Here is a 19,098-nt window from a genome sequence, read left to right on the forward strand (position 1 = left end):
GAGGCCCGTGCGAGCCACCCTGCGCTGGGCCCACTCCGATCTGCGCACGCACCGCGGCGAGGCGCTGTTCCTCGTCCTCGCCACCGCGGGCATCGTCGCCTCCCTGCTGCTGGCCACGGCCCTGTTCGGCTACGCGACCAACCCGTGGCAGCGGGTCTTCACGCAGTCGCACGGCGCCCATGTGTGGCTGCACACCGACAAGGCGGCCGACACCGGGAAGCTGGCCGGCCTGGACGGCGTGGACACCGTCGCCGGTCCCTACCCGACCGCCGCCGTCACCGTCTCCTCGCGCGGCAGCCGCGCCTCCGTCGAACTGCGCGGCACCCCGGAGCGGCCCTCGGTCGGCCGCCCGCCGATCGTCTCCGGCCACTGGCTCGACCCCTCGGCCCCGAACGGCGTGGTCCTGGAGAGCCGTCTCGCCCGGGCCCTGCTGGCCGAGCCCGGCGACACCCTCACCGTGCCGGGCACCGCCCGCGAGCTGACCGTGGTGGGCCTCGCCGACAGCGCCGAGCCGCGCTACCGGCCCGGTGAGCAGCCCGGTCTGGTGTGGGCACTGCCGTCGGCCGTACCGGACCCCGGCGGCCAGGTGATCGGGCTGCGGCTGACGGACCCGGGTGACACGTCCTACATCGTCCAGCGCGCCGTGACGGTGCTGGGTTCCGGTGCGATCGGCGAGGTGTCCACCTGGCAGCAGGCGCGTGCCGAGGCGCAGGGCGACAACCGGCTGCTCGGGCAGGTGCTGGGGCTGTTCGGGCTGGGCGCGCTGGTCGCGGCCGGGTTCGCCGTGCACGGGGCGATCGGCACCCGTATCCGCGGACACCTGCGCGACCTCTCCGTCCTGAAGGCCATCGGCTTCACTCCCGGCCAGGTCGTCCGGATCTTCCTGCTCCAGCACCTCGCCTACGCCCTGCTCGGCGCCCTGGCCGCCGCCGGGCTCGCCGAGGCCCTGGGCAGCCGGATCCCCGGCCGGCTCGGGGACGCGGTCGGCGTGTGGCAGGGGCTGCCCGGGCACACCGTGGCGCTGATCGTGGTGCCGGTCGGCGCGGTGCTGTTCATCGGCGCGACCACCGGCCTCGCCGCCTGGCGGGCCGGACGGGTGCCGCCGGTACCGCTGCCGCGGCCCGCCGCGACCTCGGGCGGACGGCTGTCCGGCGTGGCGCGACGGGCCCTGGGCGTGCGGATTCCGCCCGCGCTGGTGCTGGGCTGGCACACGGCGTTCACCCGCCGCCCCCGCTCCCTCGCGACCGTCGCCCGTCTCACGCTGCCGCTGCTGCTGATCGTCGTCGCGATGAGTGCCTGGACCACCATCGACCGCTTCCACAGTGATCCCGAGCGAGTCGGCCTGCCCACCGCGCTCAGCGTCCGCGCCGACGCCGGGCGCAGCGAGCAGCAGATCCGCTCGCTGCTGGAACGCGACCCGGGGGTGGCCGCCGCCTACCCGGGCGTCGAGACGGCCGCCCTGGGTCCGAGCCAGACGGCGACCATCGCGCTGCGCGGCCTCGGCACCCACCGGGACCCCTACCCGCACACCCTCGCCGAGGGCCGCCCCGCCCGCGGCTCCGACGAGGCCGTGGCCGGGCAGGGGCTGCTCGATCTGCTGGACGCGCGGGTCGGCGACTGGGTCCGGATGACCGTCGGCGACCAGCCGCTGATCCTGCACATCGTGGGCCGCAGCATCGAGCCTGAGAACGCCGGCCGTGTCATCTCCACGTCCCTCGACACCCTCCGCGAGAACGACCCGGGGCTCCGCCCGACCCTCTACGAACTCCGCCTGGACCCCGGCGCCGACCCGCGGGAGGTCGCCGACCGGCTCGCCGCCGCCGGGGACGGCCACCTGGACGTGCACGCGGTGGCCAACCCGGCGGACGGGCTGTCACCGCTGCGCGCGGTCGTGGCCGGGCTGATCGCCGTGCTCGCCCTCATCGGGCTCATCGAGCTGCTGACCGCGATCGGCGGGACCGTTCGCGAGAGCGAGCGGGACCTGCTGGCCCTGAAGGCCATCGGGCTGTCCCCCCGGCAGATCACGGCGATCACCGTCACGGCCACCGGCCTCACGGCACTGGCTGCCGTCCTCGCCGCCACCGCCCTGGGCCTGCCGCTCGCCCACTGGCTGATCGATGCCCAGGGCCGCTCCAGCGGCATCGGCGCGGGCATCGCCCAGGGCCCCTCCGCCGTCCTCGTGGTGCCGCTCGGGGCGGCAGCGGTCCTCTCCGCCGCCGCGCTGGCAGCCGTGCCCGCCGCCCGGGCCGCCCGCCGGCGGCTCGCGGACACGCTGAGCGCGGTGGCCTGACCTCTTTGCCGGTCAGCCGCCGTACGGGTGTCGCGGGGTGTACGGCGGCTGCGGGTGCGGGGCGTACGGGTGCTGTCCGCCCGGTACGTGGGGGCGGCCGTACGGGTTCCCTTGCGGCGGCAGGTACGGCGCACCCGCCGGGGGCATCCCCGCGGGCATCGGCGGGACCGGCCCGGGTGCCGGGGCCTGCGTCGCGGGATGGGCCTGCAGCCGGATCCCGTACCGCCGCTTCAGACGCCGCATCTCCAGGAGCGCGATGGCGGTGACCGTCACCGGCGCGCCCAGGATGAAGATGACGCCCAGGGTGAGGCTGAGCCCGTGCAGATCACCGGTGACGAGGTCCGGGACGGCCATCAGCCAGCTGGTCACCACGGCGAGCAGCGGTGGCAGACAGCGGTGCACGGCGGCCGTGCCGAAGAAGTTGCCGGAGACCCGCACCGCTCCGTAGGCCGTGAAGACGAGCATCCACATCATCGTCAGGCCGACGCCGATGATCACGGCGGGGTTCGCCGACCCGTTCACGGTCTGCACCAGCACCAGCACGGCGGCCACGCATCCGACGAACAGCAGGAGCAGCAGCAGGGAGTTGACCAGGGGCACCCGCAACTGCCGTACGGTGCCGCCGCGCCGCCAGACCCAGAGCATCGCGCCGACCGTCAGCGGTGTGAGGAAGAGCAGGACGACGGAGGCCGTCATCGCGTTCTCCAGCAGCTCCGTGAAGTCGAAGCCGCCCTCGATGAAGGTGAAGACCCCGAGGGACGCCACCGCCCCGGCGATGACGCGGAACCTCTTGAGCCGCTCCACCGAGGGATCGAGCGGCTGCGGAATCCACGCGGGGTGGAACACCGCCCGCGCCACGTCCTGGGGCTTGAGCAGGGACCGGGCCGTCAGGGTGCCACCGGTCCAACTTCCGCGTGTGCGTGCCACTTCGCGCTCCCCCGAGCACTCGCTGTGATGATCGCCGGGAGTCTACGGGAAGCGGACAGCGCGCTGCCGCCCGCCTCCTCGTCCGGCTCTCGTCACTGCCGGCCGCGCAGCTCCCGGTAGGTGGCGACCAGCGCCGTGGTGGAGGCGTCCAGGCCCTCGACCTCGGCGCCCTCCGTCAGGGCGGGCTCGACGCGCTTGGCGAGGACCTTGCCGAGCTCCACGCCCCACTGGTCGAAGGAGTCGATGTTCCACACCGCGCCCTGCACGAACACCTTGTGCTCGTATAGGGCGACCAGCTGGCCGAGGACCGACGAGGTCAGCTCGGGCGCGAGGATCGTGGTCGTCGGGTGGTTGCCCTGGAACGTCTTGTGGGGCACCAGTTCCTGCGGCACCCCCTCCGCCCGCACCTCCTCGGGCGTCTTCCCGAAGGCCAGTGCCTGCGTCTGGGCGAAGAAATTGGCCATCAGCAGGTCGTGCTGCGCCTTGAGTTCGCCACTCAGCTCGGCGACCGGCCGGGCGAAGCCGATGAAGTCCGCGGGGATCAGCTTCGTGCCCTGGTGGATGAGCTGGTAGTAGGCGTGCTGCCCGTTGGTGCCCGGCGTACCCCACACCACCGGCCCGGTCTGCCAGTCCACCGGGTTCCCGTCGCGGTCCACCGACTTGCCGTTGGACTCCATGTCGAGCTGCTGGAGGTAGGCGGTGAACTTCGACAGGTAGTGGCTGTAGGGCAGCACGGCGTGCGACTGGGCGTCGTGGAAGTTGCCGTACCAGATGCCCAGCAGGCCCAGCAGCAGGGGCACGTTGGACTCGGCGGGCGCGGTCCGGAAGTGCTCGTCGACGATGCGGAAGCCGTCGAGCATCTCCCGGAAGCGGTCCGGGCCGATGGCGATCATCAGGGCCAGGCCGATCGCGGAGTCGTACGAGTAGCGGCCGCCCACCCAGTCCCAGAACTCGAACATGTTGGCCGTGTCGATGCCGAACTCGGCGACCTTCTCGGCGTTCGTCGACAGCGCGACGAAGTGCTTGGCGACGGCGGATTCTCCCCCACTCTCGACTTCGCTCGAGCGGGAGGTGCCCCCAGCGAGCGCGTCCAGCAGCCAGGAGCGCGCCGACGTGGCGTTGGTGACCGTCTCGATGGTGGTGAAGGTCTTGGACGCGATGACGAACAGCGTCTCCGCCGGGTCCAGGTCCCGTACCGCCTCGTGCAGGTCGGCGCCGTCCACGTTCGACACGAAACGCACCGTCAGCGAGCGGTCGGTGAAGGCCCGCAGCACCTCGTAGGCCATCGCCGGACCGAGGTCGGAGCCGCCGATTCCGACGTTGACGACGTTCCGGATCCGCTTGCCGGTGTGGCCGGTCCACTCGCCCGAACGCACCCGGTTCGCGAAGTCCGCCATCTTGTCGAGCACGGCGTGCACGTCGGGCACGACGTTCTCGCCGTCGACCTCGACCACGGCGTCCCGCGGGGCGCGCAGCGCGGAGTGCAGCACGGCCCGGTCCTCGGTGGTGTTGATCTTCTCGCCGCGGAACATGGCGTCCCGGAGCCCGAAGACGTCGGTGGCGGCGGCCAGTTCGCGCAGCAGCCGCAGGGTGTCGTCGGTGACGAGGTGCTTGGAGTAGTCGACGTACAGGTCTCCCACCCGGAGGGTGTACGCGCTGCCGCGGCCGGGGTCGGCGGCGAACAGCTCGCGCAGCCGGATGTCGCCCAGCTCCTCGCGGTGCTTGGCCAGTGCCGTCCACTCGGGCGTCTGGTTGAGCCTGGTACGGCCGTCTGCGTTCATCTCGGACTTCAGCCTTCTTCCTTGCCTGCCTGTGCTGCTGCGTACCTGCCCCGCTGCCGGTCCAACCTAATTGATCAGCGGTTGCCGTGGCCTGTCGTGGCGCCGTCGTCCGGCGCAACAACAGGTACGTCCGACCGGCGCGCGGGTATCAGCGCGGTGACGGACAGGACGAAGAAGGCGGCCGCGAGCAACGCCGGGGTGTTCTCCCCCCAGGCGGCGGCGACGGCTCCGCCCAGCAGCGCGCCCACAGGAGTGCCCGCGACCGCGAGCGTCCGGAAGGCGGAGCTCACCCGGCCCAGCAGCTCGGCGGGGCTGCGCTGCTGCATCAGCGTCGTGGTGTTGACGTTCCACACCATCCCCATGAACCCGAAGACGGCCAGGGCGGCCACCAGTGCGGCCATGCTGCGCACCGAGCCCATGACGAGCAGGGCGGCGGTCTGCGCCGTCCCGGCGACGAGCACCAGGCGCATCCGTCCGAAGCGGGCGACGAGCCGGCCGCCGGCCGCTCCCCCGGCCAGGCTGCCGACCGTGTAGGCGGTCGTCGCCACCGCGTATCCGGCGTTGCCCGCGTCGAGCCAGCCGGTCACCAGGATCACGAGGGTGGCGATGAGGGCGCCCATGCCGATGTTGCACAGGGCGGTGGCGGTGCACAGTCCGCGCAGGGCCCTGTCGCGGGTCAGGACGCGCAGTCCCTCGGCGATCTCCCGTCGCAGTGTGCTGCCCGTCGGCCTCGGCTCACGGTCCGGCGCGGCGGCCGGGAGCGTGGCGATCAGCGCGGCGGCCACCAGGAAGGTCACCGCGTCCGCCGCGAACGGCACGGCCGTCCCGGCCGCCAGCAGCAGCGGCACGACGGGCCCGCCGAGGAGGCCGCCGGCGATGCGCTGGCCGGTCATCAGCCGGGTGTTGGCGCTGCCCAGCGCGTCCCGGTCGACCAGGGCGGGCAGCAGCGCGGTCGCGGCGTTGTCGAAGAGGGTCTGGAGGGTGGTCAAGGCGAAGGCCAGCACGATCAGCAGGGCGATCGAGGCATGGCCGAGGGCGACGGCGACCGCGAAGGCGGCGACCAGCAGCCCGCGTAACGCGTCGACCATCCACATGGCCCGCCGCCGGTCCACCCGGTCGGCGACGGCCCCGCCGAGCAGGCCGAAGAGGATCCAGGGCAGATAGCCGCAGGCCGTGACGGAGGCGATGAGCAGCGGATCGTCGGTCAGGGTGACGGCCAGCAGGGGCAGTGCGGCCGTCCGCAGCGCGTCGCCGAAGCTGGACAGCACGGCGGCACTCCACAGCCGTCCGAAACCTCCGCGCCACGCGGGCGGAGCGATGCTCCCCACCTCGACCGTCGCCACCGCTCCCCCTCATGGTTCGTCCGATGCACAAACCGTAGAGGGCACCACTGACAATCGGTCGGCGGTGAAGGCGGGGAGGCAGCTCCGGCCGGGCACCACTGGTGCCCGGCCGGTCTCGACGTCTAGATCTCGCCCCGCAGTTTGGCGAGCGCCTCGGCGAGGATGGCCTCGCCGTCGGCGTCGCTGCGCCGCTCACGCACATACGCCAGGTGCGTCTTGTAAGGCTCGGTGCGCGGCGGGTCCGGGGGGTTGTCCCGGTCCTGGCCTGCCGGAAAGCCGCAGCGGGGACAGTCCCAGGTATCGGGCACCTGCGCGTCGCTGGCGAAGCTCGGCTGGGTCTCGTGTCCGTTGGAGCACCAGAAGGAGATGCGCAGCCGCGGCGCGGACTCGCCGCGCTCGGCCTCGCCCATCGGCCCCGCCCCGACCCGGCTTCCACGGATCGCGTTGCCACTTGCCACGGTCGTAACTCCCTGCGTGATGGTGCCGCGAAGCGAGTCGGCGTTCCGCTTCGCCGCGAGCGCCTCAGTCTACGTAAGGCCCAACGCGCGTCCAGTGATTGGAGTTACAACCCTCACACCTAGACGCAAGCCCCATGATAGGCCGCGCTCTGCTGCGCGTACCGGACATGGGGCCTTACGTGCAAGTTCCGTGCGGACTGCGGCTCGGTCAGTTGTTCACCTTCATCAGGATGCCGAGCACGACAATGCACGCGAACCACAGCAGACCGATCACGACGGTGATCCGGTCGAGGTTGCGCTCGGCGACCGAGGAGCCGCCGACGGAGGACTGCATGCCACCGCCGAACATGTCGGAGAGGCCGCCGCCCTTCCCCTTGTGCATCAGCACCAGCAGCATCAGCAGCAGGCTGAAGACGATCAGGGCGATCGAGAACCCCAAAACCACGGCTGGACCAACTTCCTCGGATTCGGATGACGACGCGGGGCCCAGCACAGCGCTGGACCCCGCAAGGGTACGACGGATCGCCGCTAGGGCCTACTCACTGGTCGCGGAAGCGCACGATCTTGACGAACTCGTCGGCGTCCAGCGAGGCGCCGCCGACCAGGGCACCGTCGATGTCGGCCTGGGCCATGATCTCCGCGACGTTGCCCGCCTTGACCGAGCCGCCGTACTGGATGCGGACCTTGTCGGCCAGGTCCTGCGAGTACAGCTCGGCGATCTTGCCGCGGATCGCCGCGCAGACCTCCTGGGCGTCCTCGGCTCCGCAGACCTTGCCGGTGCCGATGGCCCAGACGGGCTCGTAGGCGATCACGACGGTCTCGGCCTGCTCGGCGGGGAGGTCCTTCAGACCGCCCTCGACCTGGGCGAGGGTGTGGGAGACGTGGTTGCCCGCCTCGCGGACCTCCAGCTCCTCACCGACGCACAGGATCGGGGTCAGACCGTGCTTGTAGGCGGCCTTGACCTTGGCGTTGACCAGCTCGTCGGTCTCGGCGTGGTACTGCCGGCGCTCGCTGTGGCCGATGGCGACGTACGTGCACTTCAGCTTGGCCAGCATGGGGCCGGAGATCTCGCCGGTGAAGGCACCGCTGTCGTGCGCCGAGATGTCCTGGGCGCCGTACTTGATCTTGAGCTTGTCGCCGTCGACCAGGGTCTGCACGGAGCGCAGGTCGGTGAAGGGCGGCAGGACGGCGACCTCGACGGCCTCGTAGTCCTTGTCGGCCAGGGCGAAGGCGAGCTTCTGGACGTGCGCGATGGCCTCGAGGTGGTTGAGGTTCATCTTCCAGTTGCCCGCCATCAGCGGCGTGCGCGTGCTCATATGGGGTCAGTCCTCCAGTGCGGCGAGGCCGGGGAGCGTCTTGCCCTCGAGGTATTCGAGGGAGGCGCCGCCACCGGTCGAAATGTGGCCGAATGCGTTCTCGTCGAAGCCCAGGATGCGGACGGCGGCGGCGGAGTCGCCACCACCGACCACCGTGAAGGCCTGGGAGTCGAGGAGGGCCTGGGCGACCGCCTTGGTGCCCTCGGCGAAATCAGGGTGCTCGAAGACGCCCATGGGGCCGTTCCAGAAGACGGTGGCGGCGTCGGCGATCTTCGATGCGTACAGCTTGCGGGACTCAGGGCCGATGTCCAGGCCCATCTGGCCGGCCGGCATGGCGTCCGCGGCGACCGTGCTGGGCCGGCCCGGGGCCTTGGTCTTGAGGTCCGGGAACTCCGGCGCGACCACGACGTCGACGGGCAGGACCAGCTCGACGCCGCTCTTCTCGGCGCGCTCGATGTACTCCCGGACGACCGGGAGCTGGTCCTCCTGGACCAGGGACGAGCCGATCTCGTGGCCCTTGGCCTTGAGGAAGGTGAAGACCATGCCGCCGCCGATGAGCAGGCGGTCGGCCTTGCCGAGCAGCTGGTCGATGACCGCGAGCTTGTCGGACACCTTGGCGCCGCCCAGGACCACGGCGTAGGGCCGCTTGACGTCGTCGGTGAGCTTCCTCAGGACGCCGACCTCGGTGGCGATGAGGTGACCGGCGTAGTGCGGCAGGCGGGCCGGGAGGTCGAAGACCGAGGCGTGCTTTCGGTGCACCGCGCCGAAGCCGTCCCCGACGTAGACGTCCGCGAGGGCGGCGAGCCGGTCGGCGAAGGCGCCGCGCTCGGCGTCGTCCTTGCTCGTCTCACCGGCGTTGAAGCGCAGGTTCTCGACGACGGCGACCTGGCCGTCGGAGAGGCCGGCGACGGTGGTCCGGGCGGACTCGCCGACCGTGTCGGTCGCGAAGGGCACGTCCGAACCGAGGAGCTCACCGAGGCGCGCGGCGGCGGGGGCGAGGGAGAAGGCCGGGTCCGGGGCGCCCTTGGGGCGGCCCAGGTGGGAGGCGACGACGACCCGGGCGCCCGCGTCGGCCAGGGCCTTGACCGTGGGCAGCACGGCGCGGATGCGGCCGTCGTCGGTGATGCGCGTGCCGTCCAGCGGCACGTTCAGGTCGGCGCGGACGAAGACCCGCTTGCCCGCGACTCCCTCGGAGAGGAGTTCGTCGATCGTCTTCATGAAGGGGACTCCTGAAAGAGCTCGTGATCGCTCGGAAGCGCTCGTGATCGAACAGCTCTGATCTGTACGTGAGTCAGGGCTCGGACGGCGCGTCCTCGCGCCGCCCGAGCCCTGCTCTCACATGGACGTGCCTGCTTTGTCGATCAGAGCTGGTTGCCGACGAAGACCGTAAGGTCCACGAGGCGGTTGGAGTAGCCCCACTCGTTGTCGTACCAGCCGATGACCTTCACGTTCTTGCCTTCCTGGACCATGGTCAGGGAGGAGTCGAAGGTGCAGGACGCCGGGGCGTTCACGATGTCGGAGGAGACGATCGGGTCCTCGGTGTACTCGAGGATGCCCTTGAGCTCGCCCTCCGCGGCCTTCTGGAAGGCGGCGTTGACCTCTTCCTTGGTGACCTCGCGGGACAGCTCCAGGACCAGGTCGGTGACCGAGCCGGTCGGGACCGGGACGCGCATGGCGATGCCGTCCAGCTTGCCCTTGAGCTGCGGCAGGACCAGCGCGGTGGCCTTGGCGGCACCCGTGGTGGTCGGAATGATGTTCTCGGCGGCGGCACGCGCGCGACGCAGGTCCTTGTGCGGGAAGTCCAGGATGCGCTGGTCGTTGGTGTACGCGTGTACCGTCGTCATCAGGCCCTTGACGATGCCGAAGTTCTCGTCGAGGACCTTCGCCATCGGCGCCACACAGTTGGTGGTGCAGGAGGCGTTGGAGATGACGTGGTGGTTCGCCGGGTCGTACTTGTCCTGGTTGACGCCCATCACGATAGTGACGTCCTCGTCCTTGGCCGGAGCCGAGATGAGGACCTTCTTCGCGCCACCGGCGATGTGCTTCTCGGCGTCGGCCTTCTTGGTGAAGATGCCCGTCGACTCGATGACGATGTCGACGCCCAGCTCGCCCCACGGGATGTCGGCGGGGTTGCGCTCGGCGAGCACCTTGATGGTCTTGCCGTCGACCGTGATCGTGTCGGCGGTGTGTGTGACCTCCTGCTTGAGACGGCCCAGGATGGTGTCGTACTTCAGCAGGTGGGCGGTGGTGGCGGTGTCACCCAGGTCGTTGACAGCCACGATCTCGATGTCTGCACCCTGCTCCAGCAGCGCGCGGAAGTAGTTGCGACCGATACGACCGAAGCCGTTGATGCCTACGCGGATCGTCACGAACCGATCTCCTCGTTGGTACGCCGGCCATGCGATGCCGGCGAGCTCTGTTTGGGATGTCCCCGACCGCCTACGACCCTACCTCCCTGAAGCCGCGGTGGTGACATCCAGATGCCCCATACACGGCAGGGCGGTCCGTACCCGCCAGTAGGGGTACGGACCGCCCACGGCCGAGAGCAGAATCACTCGATTTCGCTACCGCACGAGTTCCCCGTTGACCAGGGATGTCACCCGTCCAGGGAAGCGAGCGCCTTCCTCATCAGTGCCGTCCGGTCGGCCGCCGCGGTGACGTGCTCCAGGCCGAAGCCCAGCAGCACGGTGTCGTCCGTGGTGACCGCGCCGTAGGTCTGGAACAGGGCGCCGGTGCGTGCCCAGTCCTTGAGGACGGCCGGGCTGCCCTCGGGCGGTCCGGTGACCTTCCAGGCGCCGAGCGAGGTCTCGAAGCCCTCGGTCTCCTTGGCCGTGCCGTCGACGACGAGCGAGGCGTCGTCGGCGAGGACGCCGTGTCCGCCGCTGCCCGGGTCGGTGACGTAGCTGATCGAGACCTCGACCGTCTTGCCGGCGTAGGCGCTCAGGTCGAAGCCGACCTGCTGCCAGCCGTTGGAGGCGCCGGTGAGGCTGTTCCAGGCGCCGGTGGTGCCGGTCGCGGTGCAGCCGTCGTCCGCCACGGTGAGGTAGTGCTTCAGCCAGGGGTGCTCGTTGACGTAGAACCCGGCCTGGCACTCCGCCGGAACGGCCGTTCTGGTGGCGCCGCCCGCCTCGGGGAGGGTCGTCCAGTCGTCGCCGCCCGTGGTGCGGGCCTCGACGATGGCGTGGTCGTAGCCGGACTCGGTGTCCCACAGGAGCTGGGTGCGCAGGGTCGGCTTCTCGGACGCGGCGGTGCCGGTGAGGTCCACGGTGCGGGTGAGGCGCTTGTAGGCGTCGTCGGTGTGGACGGCGGCGGCCATCGACGAGCCCGCGTACGGACCGTACGGATTGACCGTGCCGGCGAACTGCCCGGCGCCCTTGCTCGCGAACTGCGGGAACGCGTCGGTCCCCAGTTCGTCGGAGGTGACGCTGTAGGTGCCGGCCTTGTCCAGCGGGTTGCCGGGGGCCGCGCCCAGCGGGCTGGTGACGCCGCCCAGCTCGCCAGAGCCGGTGAAGCCGGTGGCCCCCGGGGTGGCGGTGCGGGTGTAGGCGCCCAGGTAGTACTGGCTGAAGTCGTTCGACAGCGCGCCACCGAGATCGACGTTGCCGCCGGCCTGCTCGCCGGCCTCGATCAGCCGGCCGCCCTCGTTGAGGAACGCCCGCAGCTGGAGCTGGGTGGCGACGCCCGGGACACTCGCGCCCGTGTAGTGGACGACGGTGTCGAAGTGGCTCAGCACGCCCAGCGCGTCCGGCGCGCCCTGCTTGGCGACGTCCCAGACGACCGCCTTGCGGCCGCTCGCCCTGAGCGCGTCCACGTACGTCTGTGCCTGCGTGGCGGCAGCGCCCTCCTCGGCGACGACGAGGGTGTTCGCCCGGGGCCGCTCGGCGACGGTGTAGGTGAAGCGCTCGCTGGAGAGCTTCTTGCCGTTCTTCGCCTCGCCGGTGAACCACACCTCGACCTTGTCGCCCGGCTCGCCGTCCTTGACCTTCGCCCGGTACTCGTCGAAGTAGAGGTTGTCCTCACCGCCGTAGGTCTCGCCGCCCTTCCAGGGCTTGAGCGCCATGTCCTCGGTGCGGCCGCCGTTGACGCGGTACTTGAGTTCCTTGTCGCGCACGGACTTCCGTACGACGACGGAGACCTCCTGGTCGGCGCCGCGGGAGTACGACGTGCCGAACGCGGCCGGGGTGAAGTCGGCGGCGTTCAGGCCGACCGACGAGGACGGCCGGTCGGGACGCGCGGCGGACTCGGCGACGGAGAGCGCGAACGGGACGTTCTTGGCGTACTCCTGCTGGATCAGCTTCTCGTCGTCCGGGAAGGTGAAGACCGACTGGCAGTCGGACGCCTTCCACTGGTCGTTGGGGTCGAGGTCCGAGGCGGTCTGGCAGGTCGACATCTCGGGGGTGAACATCGCCAGGCCGTTGACGTTCGCCGCGTGGCCGTCGGCCTCACCGTTGGTGGTGTACAGCTCGGAGGAGAGCTGCGGGTGGTAGCCCGGGATCGCGGAGTTGTCGGGCGTACCGGCCAGCGCCTCGTACACGACGTCGTCCGGGGTGTGCGTGGCCACCTGCCAGCCGACTCCGTAGAGGATGAGTTCGGCGGCGGAGTGGTAGTTGATGCCGTACGTGAAGCCGATCCGCTTCTGGAAGGCGTCCAGGGCCTTGGTCTCCGGCTCGGAGTTCGGGCCCGCGCCGCGGTAGGTCTGGCTGGTGGGGTTGGGGGACGAGCCCTCGTCGTCGTAGCCCCACTTGTAGGCGAAGTTGCGGTTGAGGTCGACGCCGTCGCCGGTGGTGATGGTGCCGTCGCCGTTGACGTCCCGCAGGTTCTTGCGCCACTGGCGGTTGGCGGGGTCGGCGAAGGTGTAGTCGTAGCCGTCGGGGTTGGCCGACAGCAGGAACCACAGTTCGGTGGAGTCGACGATCTTCTTGACGCGCCGGTCCTTCTTGTAGTTGTCCAGGTAGTGGTGCATCAGGCGCCGGGTCATCTCCGGCGTGATCCACTCGCGCGCGTGCTGGTTGGACATGTAGAGGACGGAGGGCCTGGAGCCGTCCTTCGTCCTCTTCGCGCCCTTGGTGAGCTTGAGCGCGAGGATGTCCTGGCCCTTGACCGTCTTGCCGATGGAGACGACCTTGGTGAGGTCCGGGTTCTCCTGCGCGGTCCGCAGGAGTTCCTCCCGCAGGCCGCCCTTGCCGCTGTACGGGCGGAAAACGCCCTCGGCGGCGTCCTCGACGCGGGCCTCGGCCCGGGCGGAGACCTTGTGCTCGGTGAGGTCGACGCCCTGCTTCTCCAGCTTCTTCGCCTGCCGGTCCGTCAGATAGGCCTCGACGGTCGCGGTGCCCTTCTCGGGCACCCGCTCGCTCAGTTCGTGGCCGTCCTGCCCGGCGGCCAGCAGCAGGGGTACCTGCTTCTGGGTGACCTCGGCGCGGTACACCTTGACCTCGTCCGGGTCGGACGAGGTCGGGCTTTCCGGTTGTGCCTGGGCGATGGGTGCGAAGCTCGCTCCGCCGATCAGGAGCGCGCCGACAGCGAGGATCGATCTCGCTCTTCGTCTCATGAACCCCCCTAGCGTGGGTCCGCCACAGCAGCGAACAGATGCCAGGCTCATGACAGACCATGATCGAGTCAAGGGTGCCTCAGCGACACGCGAAAGCCGGTGCCTGTCACCCAAATGGGCGCCGGCACCGGCTTCTTGACGTCGTGTGGGATCAGCCCACCAGGTTGTCGGCCAGCTCCTCGCTGAGGTTGGCCTCCGTGCCCGGGATGCCGAGGTCGGAGGCGCGCTTGTCGGCCATGGCCAGCAGGCGGCGGATCCGGCCGGCGACCGCGTCCTTGGTCAGCGGCGGGTCGGCGAGCGCGCCCAGCTCCTCCAGGGAGGCCTGCTTGTGCTCCATACGCAGCCGACCGGCCGCGGCGAGGTGCTCGGGCACGTCGTCGGCGAGGATCTCCAGGGCGCGCTGCACCCGGGCCCCGGCGGCGACGGCCGCGCGGGCCGAGCGGCGCAGGTTGGCGTCGTCGAAATTGGCGAGCCGGTTCGCCGTGGCACGCACCTCGCGGCGCATCCGGCGCTCCTCCCAGGCCAGCACCGACTCGTGCGCGCCGAGGCGGGTCAGCAGGGCGCCGATCGCGTCACCGTCCCGGACGACGACCCGGTCCACGCCGCGTACCTCGCGGGCCTTCGCAGGGATCTGGAGGCGCCGGGCGGCGCCGACCAGGGCGAGCGCGGCCTCGGGACCCGGGCAGGTCACCTCCAGGGAGGAGGAGCGGCCGGGCTCGGTGAGCGAGCCGTGCGCCAGGAACGCGCCACGCCAGGCGGCCTCGGCGTCGCAGGTGGCCCCCGAGACCACCTGCGGCGGCAGGCCGCGGATCGGGCGGCCCCGCCCGTCGACCAGGCCGGTCTGGCGCGCGAGCTGGTCGCCGCCCGCCACCACCCGCACGACGTAGCGCGAGCCGCGGCGCAGCCCGCCCGGAGCCATCACGATCAGTTCGGAGCTGTGGCCGAAGATCTCCAAGATGTCCCGCTTGAGGCGGCGGGCCGCCATCGCCGTGTCCAGCTCCGCCTCGATCACGATCCGACCGCTCACCAGGTGGAGGCCGCCGGCGAACCGCAGGATGGCGGAAACCTCCGCCTTTCTGCAGCAGGTCCGGGTGACGGGGAGCCGGGAGATCTCGTCCTTCACCGCTGCCGTCATCGCCATGGGCCGATCCTTCCATGCATCCGAAAAATACGGTCGTACGCGGCGGCCAACAGCTCCGGGTCGTGCCTCGGGGTTCCGTCGGGTCTGGCCACCGGCGCCAGCTCGACCGCGGCCCCGAACCGCTTGGCGGCATCGGTCAGCAAGTCGCGGTCGGGCACGGCGGCCTCGTCGGCCAGCACCACGTCCAGGGCGAGTTTAGGGGCGTGTCGTCCCAAAACCTCCAAATGACGCTGCGGGGAGAAGCCGTCGGTTTCTCCGGGCTGCGGCGCGAGGTTCAGGGAGAGTACCCGGCGGGCCTTCGTCTGGCTGAGCGCGTCCAGCAGCTCGGGCACGAGCAGGTGCGGGATGACCGAGGAGAACCAGGAGCCGGGGCCGAGCACCACCCAGTCCGCGTCCAGGACGGCCTCGACCGCCTCGGGCACCGCCGGCGGGTCGTTCGGCACGAGGTGCACGGACTGCACCTCGCCCGGGGTGAGGGCGACGGTCGCCTGGCCGCGGACCGTGTCGACCTCCTCCGGGCGCGCCGGGTCGTGGCCCTTGACCAGGGCCTGAAGCTCCAGCGGCACGGCGGACATCGGCAGCACGCGCCCCTGGGCGCCCAGCAGCCGTCCGACCAGGTCGAGGGCCTGCACGTGGTCGCCGAGCTGCTCCCACAGGGCGACGATCAGCAGGTTGCCGACCGCGTGCTCGTGCAGGTCGCCCTGGGACTGGAAGCGGTGCTGGATGACCCGGGCCCAGGTCTGGCCCCAGTCGTCGTCACCGCACAGCGCGGCCAGCGCCTTGCGCAGGTCGCCGGGCGGCAGCACGCCGAGCTCGTCGCGCAGGCGCCCGCTGGAGCCGCCGTCGTCGGCCACGGTGACGACGGCGGTGAGGTCGCCGGTGATCCGGCGCAGCGCGGCGAGCGAGGCGGACAGGCCCATGCCGCCGCCGAGGGCGACGACCTTGGGCTGGGTGCCGCGGCGGCGCGCTCTGCCGCCCCGGGCCTCGGCGGGCCGGCCGCCCTTTCCGCCGTTGCCCTCGGGCACCACCCGGCGCAGCCGGCTCAGCCGCGGTGTACGTGGTGTCATTCGCGTCCCATGTCCCGGTGTACGACCACCGTCTCCACGCCCTCGGCGGCGAGCCGGGCGGCGAGCTTCTCGGACATGGCGACCGAGCGGTGCTTGCCGCCCGTGCAGCCCACGGCGATGGTCACGTAGCGCTTGCCCTCGCGGCGGTAGCCGGTGGCGACGAGCTGGAGGAGCTCCGTGTAGCGGTCCAGGAACTCCTTGGCGCCGGGCTGGTTGAAGACGTACCCGGAGACCTCGTCGTTGAGGCCGGTGTACGGGCGCAGCTCCGGGACCCAGTGCGGGTTCGGCAGGAAGCGGCAGTCGACGACGAGGTCGGCGTCGACCGGCAGGCCGTACTTGTAGCCGAACGACATGACCGTGGCCCGCAGCTCCGGCTCCTCCTCGCCGGCGAACTGGGCGTCCATCTTGGCGCGCAGCTCGTGCACGTTGAGGCTGGAGGTGTCGATCACCAGGTCGGCGTCGCCGCGCAGCTCGCGCAGCAGCTCGCGTTCAGCGGCGATGCCGTCGACGATGCGGCCGTCGCCCTGCAGAGGATGCGGGCGGCGCACCGACTCGAAGCGGCGGACCAGGGCCTCGTCGGAGGACTCCAGGAAGACGATCCGCCGCGTGACGTTCTTCGCCTCCAGGTCGGCGAGGGACTCGCGGAGGTTGTCGAAGAAGCGGCGGCCGCGGACGTCGACGACGACGGCGATCCGCGCCACGTTGCCCTGGGAGCGGGCGCCGAGCTCCACCATGGTGGGGATCAGCGCGGGCGGCAGGTTGTCGACGACGAACCAGCCGAGGTCCTCCAGGCACTTCGCCGCCGTGGAGCGCCCGGCTCCGGACATGCCGGAGATGATCACCAGCTCGGGGATGGCCGCGTCCGGGACCGGGGTCTTCTCGTTGGGTGTGCCCGTACTCACCTGTGCTCCGTCTCCGGCGTGCTCTGTGCGGCTGTCGTGCTCGTTCACATTCATGTCTCCTGCCCCCGTCGTTCGTCCGGGGCTCCCGTCGTCACGGGTTCCCCACTGGAACCCATGGTGCCGGGTTCCTCCTCCATGATCTCTCCAGTCGCCGTGTTGACGGCGGGTGCGGCCGGGGCCGAGCCGGCGAGGGCCACGGCGATCGTCTCGGCCGTCTTGCGGCCTATGCCGGGAACTTCGCAGATCTGGTCGATGGTGGCGGACCGCAGTTTCTTCAACGAACCGAAGTGCTTCAGAAGTGCCTGCTTGCGGGTGTCCCCGAGGCCGGGGACGTCGTCCAGGGGGCTGGAGCGGAAGCGCTTGGACCGCTTGGTGCGCTGGTAGCTGATCGCGAACCTGTGGGCCTCGTCACGGACGCGCTGGAGCAGGTACAGCCCTTCGCTGGTGCGGGGCAGGACCACCGGGTCGTCGTCGCCGGGCAGCCAGACCTCCTCCAGGCGCTTGGCGAGGCCGCACACGGCGATGTCGTCGATGCCGAGCTCGTCCATGGCGCGCCGGGCGGCCGCGACCTGCGGGGCGCCGCCGTCGACGACCACGAGCTGGGGCGGGTAGGCGAACTTCTTCGGGCGGCCGTCGTCCTCGGTGGGGCCGGTCCCGACGATCTCGCCGTGCCTGTCGATCTCAAGGGCCTCGGCGCTCTCCCCGTCGGTCCACTCGCCCGTCTTCTCCTTCTCGGCGAGATAGCGCCGGAAGCGGCGGGTGATCACCTCGTGCATCGAGCGGACGTCGTCCTGCCCGGCGAAGCCCTTGATCTGGAAGCGGCGGTACTCGCTCTTGCGGGCGAGCCCGTCCTCGAAGACGACCATGGAGGCCACGACGTCGTCGCCCTGGAGGTGGGAGATGTCATAGCACTCGATCCGGAGCGGGGCGCTGTCCAGGTCGAGCGCGTCGGCGATCTCCTCCAGGGCACGCGAGCGCGTGGTCAGGTCGGAGGCGCGCTTGGTCTTGTGCAGCACGAGCGCCTGCTGGGCGTTGCGCTGCACGGTCTCCATGAGGGCCTTCTTGTCGCCGCGCTGCGGGATGCGCAAGGAGACGCCGGAGCCGCGCCGCCCGGCCAGCCACTCCTGGACCGGCTCGACGGGGTCGGGCAGGGCCGGGACCAGGACCTCCTTGGGGACGGCATCGCCCGTCTCCTCCCCGTACAGCTGCTGCAGGGCGTGCTCGACGAGGGCGCCGGTGGTGATCTCCTCCACTTTGTCGGTGACCCAGCCGCGCTGGCCGCGCACGCGTCCGCCGCGCACGTGGAAGATCTGGACGGCCGCCTCCAGCTCGTCCTCGGCGACCGCGATCAGGTCGGCGTCGGTCGCGTCGGCGAGCACGACCGCGCTCTTCTCCATGGCCTTCTTCAGGGCGCCGATGTCGTCGCGCAGCCGGGCCGCCCGCTCGTACTCCATGTCGTCGGCCGCTTCCGCCATCTGCTTCTCCAGGCGGCGGATGTAGGTGTTCGTCCGGCCGGTCATGAAGTCGCAGAACTCCTCGGCCAGTTCGCGGTGCTCCTCTGCGGAGACCCGGTCGACGCAGGGCGCCGAGCACTTGCCGATGTAGCCGAGGAGACAGGGGCGGCCGGTGCGGGCGGCGTTCTTGAAGACGCCGGCCGAGCACGTGCGCACGGGGAAGACGCGCAGCAGCAGGTCGACCGTGTCACGGATCGCCCACGCGTGCGCGTACGGCCCGAAGTAGCGGACGCCCTTCTTCTTGTGACCGCGCATCACCTGCACGCGCGGGTACTCCTCGTTCATCGTCACCGCGAGGTACGGGTAGCTCTTGTCGTCGCGGTACTTGACGTTGAACCGGGGATCGTACTCCTTGATCCACGAGTACTCCAGCTGGAGCGCCTCGACCTCCGTGGACACGACCGTCCACTCCACGGACGCTGCCGTGGTGACCATGGAGCGGGTGCGCGGGTGCAGGCCCGCCAGGTCCTGGAAGTAGTTCGCCAGGCGCTGGCGCAGGCTTTTCGCCTTTCCGACGTAGATCACCCGGCGGTGCTCGTCACGGAACCTGTAGACCCCCGGCGAGTCGGGGATCTCACCCGGTTTGGGGCGGTAGCTGGAGGGGTCGGCCATGTCTCACACCCTACTGGCGAGCACCGACAGTCCGGCGCGGCCGAGGGACACGATCAGGGCCTCGGCGGCAGGGCAGTTTCCAACGGCATGTCCCGCCCCGGGGTTACGGCCCCCCGGGAGCGGGAATGGGGCTCACCCACGGGACACGGCGACGTCCGGCGGACGGAGTCCGTCCCGGTGCAGGCACAGGTTGTCGGTG

Annotated in this window: 14 protein-coding genes; 1 reads left to right on the top strand and 13 read right to left on the bottom strand. The window is 71.0% G+C overall.

The window, feature by feature from the left end:
- Positions 1 to 7: 7 nt before the first annotated feature.
- On the top strand, positions 8 to 2,290 hold the full coding sequence (locus RFN52_RS09515; RefSeq protein WP_184845023.1) for an FtsX-like permease family protein: 2,283 nt from the start codon (positions 8 to 10) through the stop codon (positions 2,288 to 2,290).
- A 12-nt stretch (positions 2,291 to 2,302) separates the two neighbouring features.
- Here the strand turns inward: RFN52_RS09515 and RFN52_RS09520 are convergent, their stop codons facing one another.
- The 13 genes from RFN52_RS09520 to uvrC all read right to left on the bottom strand — a co-directional run bounded on the left by RFN52_RS09520 (position 2,303) and on the right by uvrC (position 18,899).
- The gene (locus RFN52_RS09520) at positions 2,303 to 3,217 is read right to left on the bottom strand and encodes a hypothetical protein (protein WP_184845026.1); all 915 of its coding nucleotides are present in this window, start codon (positions 3,215 to 3,217) and stop codon (positions 2,303 to 2,305) included.
- Positions 3,218 to 3,309: 92 nt separating this feature from the next.
- A complete protein-coding gene (gene pgi / locus RFN52_RS09525; protein WP_184845029.1) occupies positions 3,310 to 4,998 on the bottom strand; it encodes a glucose-6-phosphate isomerase in 1,689 nt (562 codons plus the stop codon).
- A 74-nt stretch (positions 4,999 to 5,072) separates the two neighbouring features.
- On the bottom strand, positions 5,073 to 6,341 hold the full coding sequence (locus RFN52_RS09530; RefSeq protein WP_184845032.1) for an MFS transporter: 1,269 nt from the start codon (positions 6,339 to 6,341) through the stop codon (positions 5,073 to 5,075).
- Positions 6,342 to 6,463: 122 nt separating this feature from the next.
- The gene (locus tag RFN52_RS09535; protein WP_003957010.1) at positions 6,464 to 6,799 is read right to left on the bottom strand and encodes an RNA polymerase-binding protein RbpA; all 336 of its coding nucleotides are present in this window, start codon (positions 6,797 to 6,799) and stop codon (positions 6,464 to 6,466) included.
- Positions 6,800 to 7,007: 208 nt separating this feature from the next.
- The gene (secG, locus tag RFN52_RS09540) at positions 7,008 to 7,244 is read right to left on the bottom strand and encodes a preprotein translocase subunit SecG (protein ID WP_094052663.1); all 237 of its coding nucleotides are present in this window, start codon (positions 7,242 to 7,244) and stop codon (positions 7,008 to 7,010) included.
- Between the two features lie 94 nt (positions 7,245 to 7,338).
- A complete protein-coding gene (tpiA, locus tag RFN52_RS09545) occupies positions 7,339 to 8,115 on the bottom strand; it encodes a triose-phosphate isomerase (protein ID WP_033310745.1) in 777 nt (258 codons plus the stop codon).
- A gap of 6 nt (positions 8,116 to 8,121) precedes the next feature.
- The gene (locus tag RFN52_RS09550) at positions 8,122 to 9,333 is read right to left on the bottom strand and encodes a phosphoglycerate kinase (protein WP_184845035.1); all 1,212 of its coding nucleotides are present in this window, start codon (positions 9,331 to 9,333) and stop codon (positions 8,122 to 8,124) included.
- A gap of 143 nt (positions 9,334 to 9,476) precedes the next feature.
- Complete coding sequence (gap, locus tag RFN52_RS09555) at positions 9,477 to 10,484, bottom strand: type I glyceraldehyde-3-phosphate dehydrogenase (protein ID WP_184845038.1); 1,008 nt, start codon at positions 10,482 to 10,484, stop codon at positions 9,477 to 9,479.
- A 227-nt stretch (positions 10,485 to 10,711) separates the two neighbouring features.
- Positions 10,712 to 13,663, bottom strand: a complete 2,952-nt coding sequence (locus RFN52_RS09560) for a M14 family metallopeptidase (protein WP_184845041.1) — start codon at positions 13,661 to 13,663, stop codon at positions 10,712 to 10,714.
- Positions 13,664 to 13,814: 151 nt separating this feature from the next.
- Complete coding sequence (whiA, locus tag RFN52_RS09565; RefSeq protein ID WP_184845043.1) at positions 13,815 to 14,804, bottom strand: DNA-binding protein WhiA; 990 nt, start codon at positions 14,802 to 14,804, stop codon at positions 13,815 to 13,817.
- The gene (locus RFN52_RS09570) at positions 14,795 to 15,871 is read right to left on the bottom strand and encodes a gluconeogenesis factor YvcK family protein (RefSeq protein ID WP_184845046.1); all 1,077 of its coding nucleotides are present in this window, start codon (positions 15,869 to 15,871) and stop codon (positions 14,795 to 14,797) included. Before RFN52_RS09570 ends, whiA begins: the two co-directional genes overlap by 10 nt.
- Positions 15,868 to 16,827 (bottom strand): RNase adapter RapZ, encoded by a 960-nt coding sequence (gene rapZ, locus RFN52_RS09575; protein WP_184845048.1) that lies wholly within the window; start codon positions 16,825 to 16,827, stop codon positions 15,868 to 15,870. The genes RFN52_RS09570 and rapZ overlap by 4 nt, the downstream gene beginning before the upstream one ends.
- A complete protein-coding gene (gene uvrC / locus RFN52_RS09580; protein WP_184845051.1) occupies positions 16,824 to 18,899 on the bottom strand; it encodes an excinuclease ABC subunit UvrC in 2,076 nt (691 codons plus the stop codon). Before uvrC ends, rapZ begins: the two co-directional genes overlap by 4 nt.
- Positions 18,900 to 19,098 lie beyond the last annotated feature (199 nt).

It is taken from the genome of Streptomyces collinus (assembly GCF_031348265.1).
Taxonomy (GTDB): Bacteria; Actinomycetota; Actinomycetes; order Streptomycetales; family Streptomycetaceae; genus Streptomyces; species Streptomyces collinus.

Excerpts from the sequence above, each read along its gene's own strand:
- pgi (WP_184845029.1), bottom strand. The coding sequence starts at position 4,998 with ATGAACGCAGACGGCCGTACCAGGCTCAACCAGACGCCCGAGTGGACG.
- tpiA (WP_033310745.1), bottom strand. The coding sequence starts at position 8,115 with ATGAGCACGCGCACGCCGCTGATGGCGGGCAACTGGAAGATGAACCTC.
- RFN52_RS09550 (WP_184845035.1), bottom strand. The coding sequence starts at position 9,333 with ATGAAGACGATCGACGAACTCCTCTCCGAGGGAGTCGCGGGCAAGCGG.
- RFN52_RS09560 (WP_184845041.1), bottom strand. The coding sequence starts at position 13,663 with ATGAGACGAAGAGCGAGATCGATCCTCGCTGTCGGCGCGCTCCTGATC.
- whiA (WP_184845043.1), bottom strand. The coding sequence starts at position 14,804 with ATGGCGATGACGGCAGCGGTGAAGGACGAGATCTCCCGGCTCCCCGTC.
- RFN52_RS09570 (WP_184845046.1), bottom strand. The coding sequence starts at position 15,871 with ATGACACCACGTACACCGCGGCTGAGCCGGCTGCGCCGGGTGGTGCCC.
- rapZ (WP_184845048.1), bottom strand. The coding sequence starts at position 16,827 with ATGAATGTGAACGAGCACGACAGCCGCACAGAGCACGCCGGAGACGGA.
- uvrC (WP_184845051.1), bottom strand. The coding sequence starts at position 18,899 with ATGGCCGACCCCTCCAGCTACCGCCCCAAACCGGGTGAGATCCCCGAC.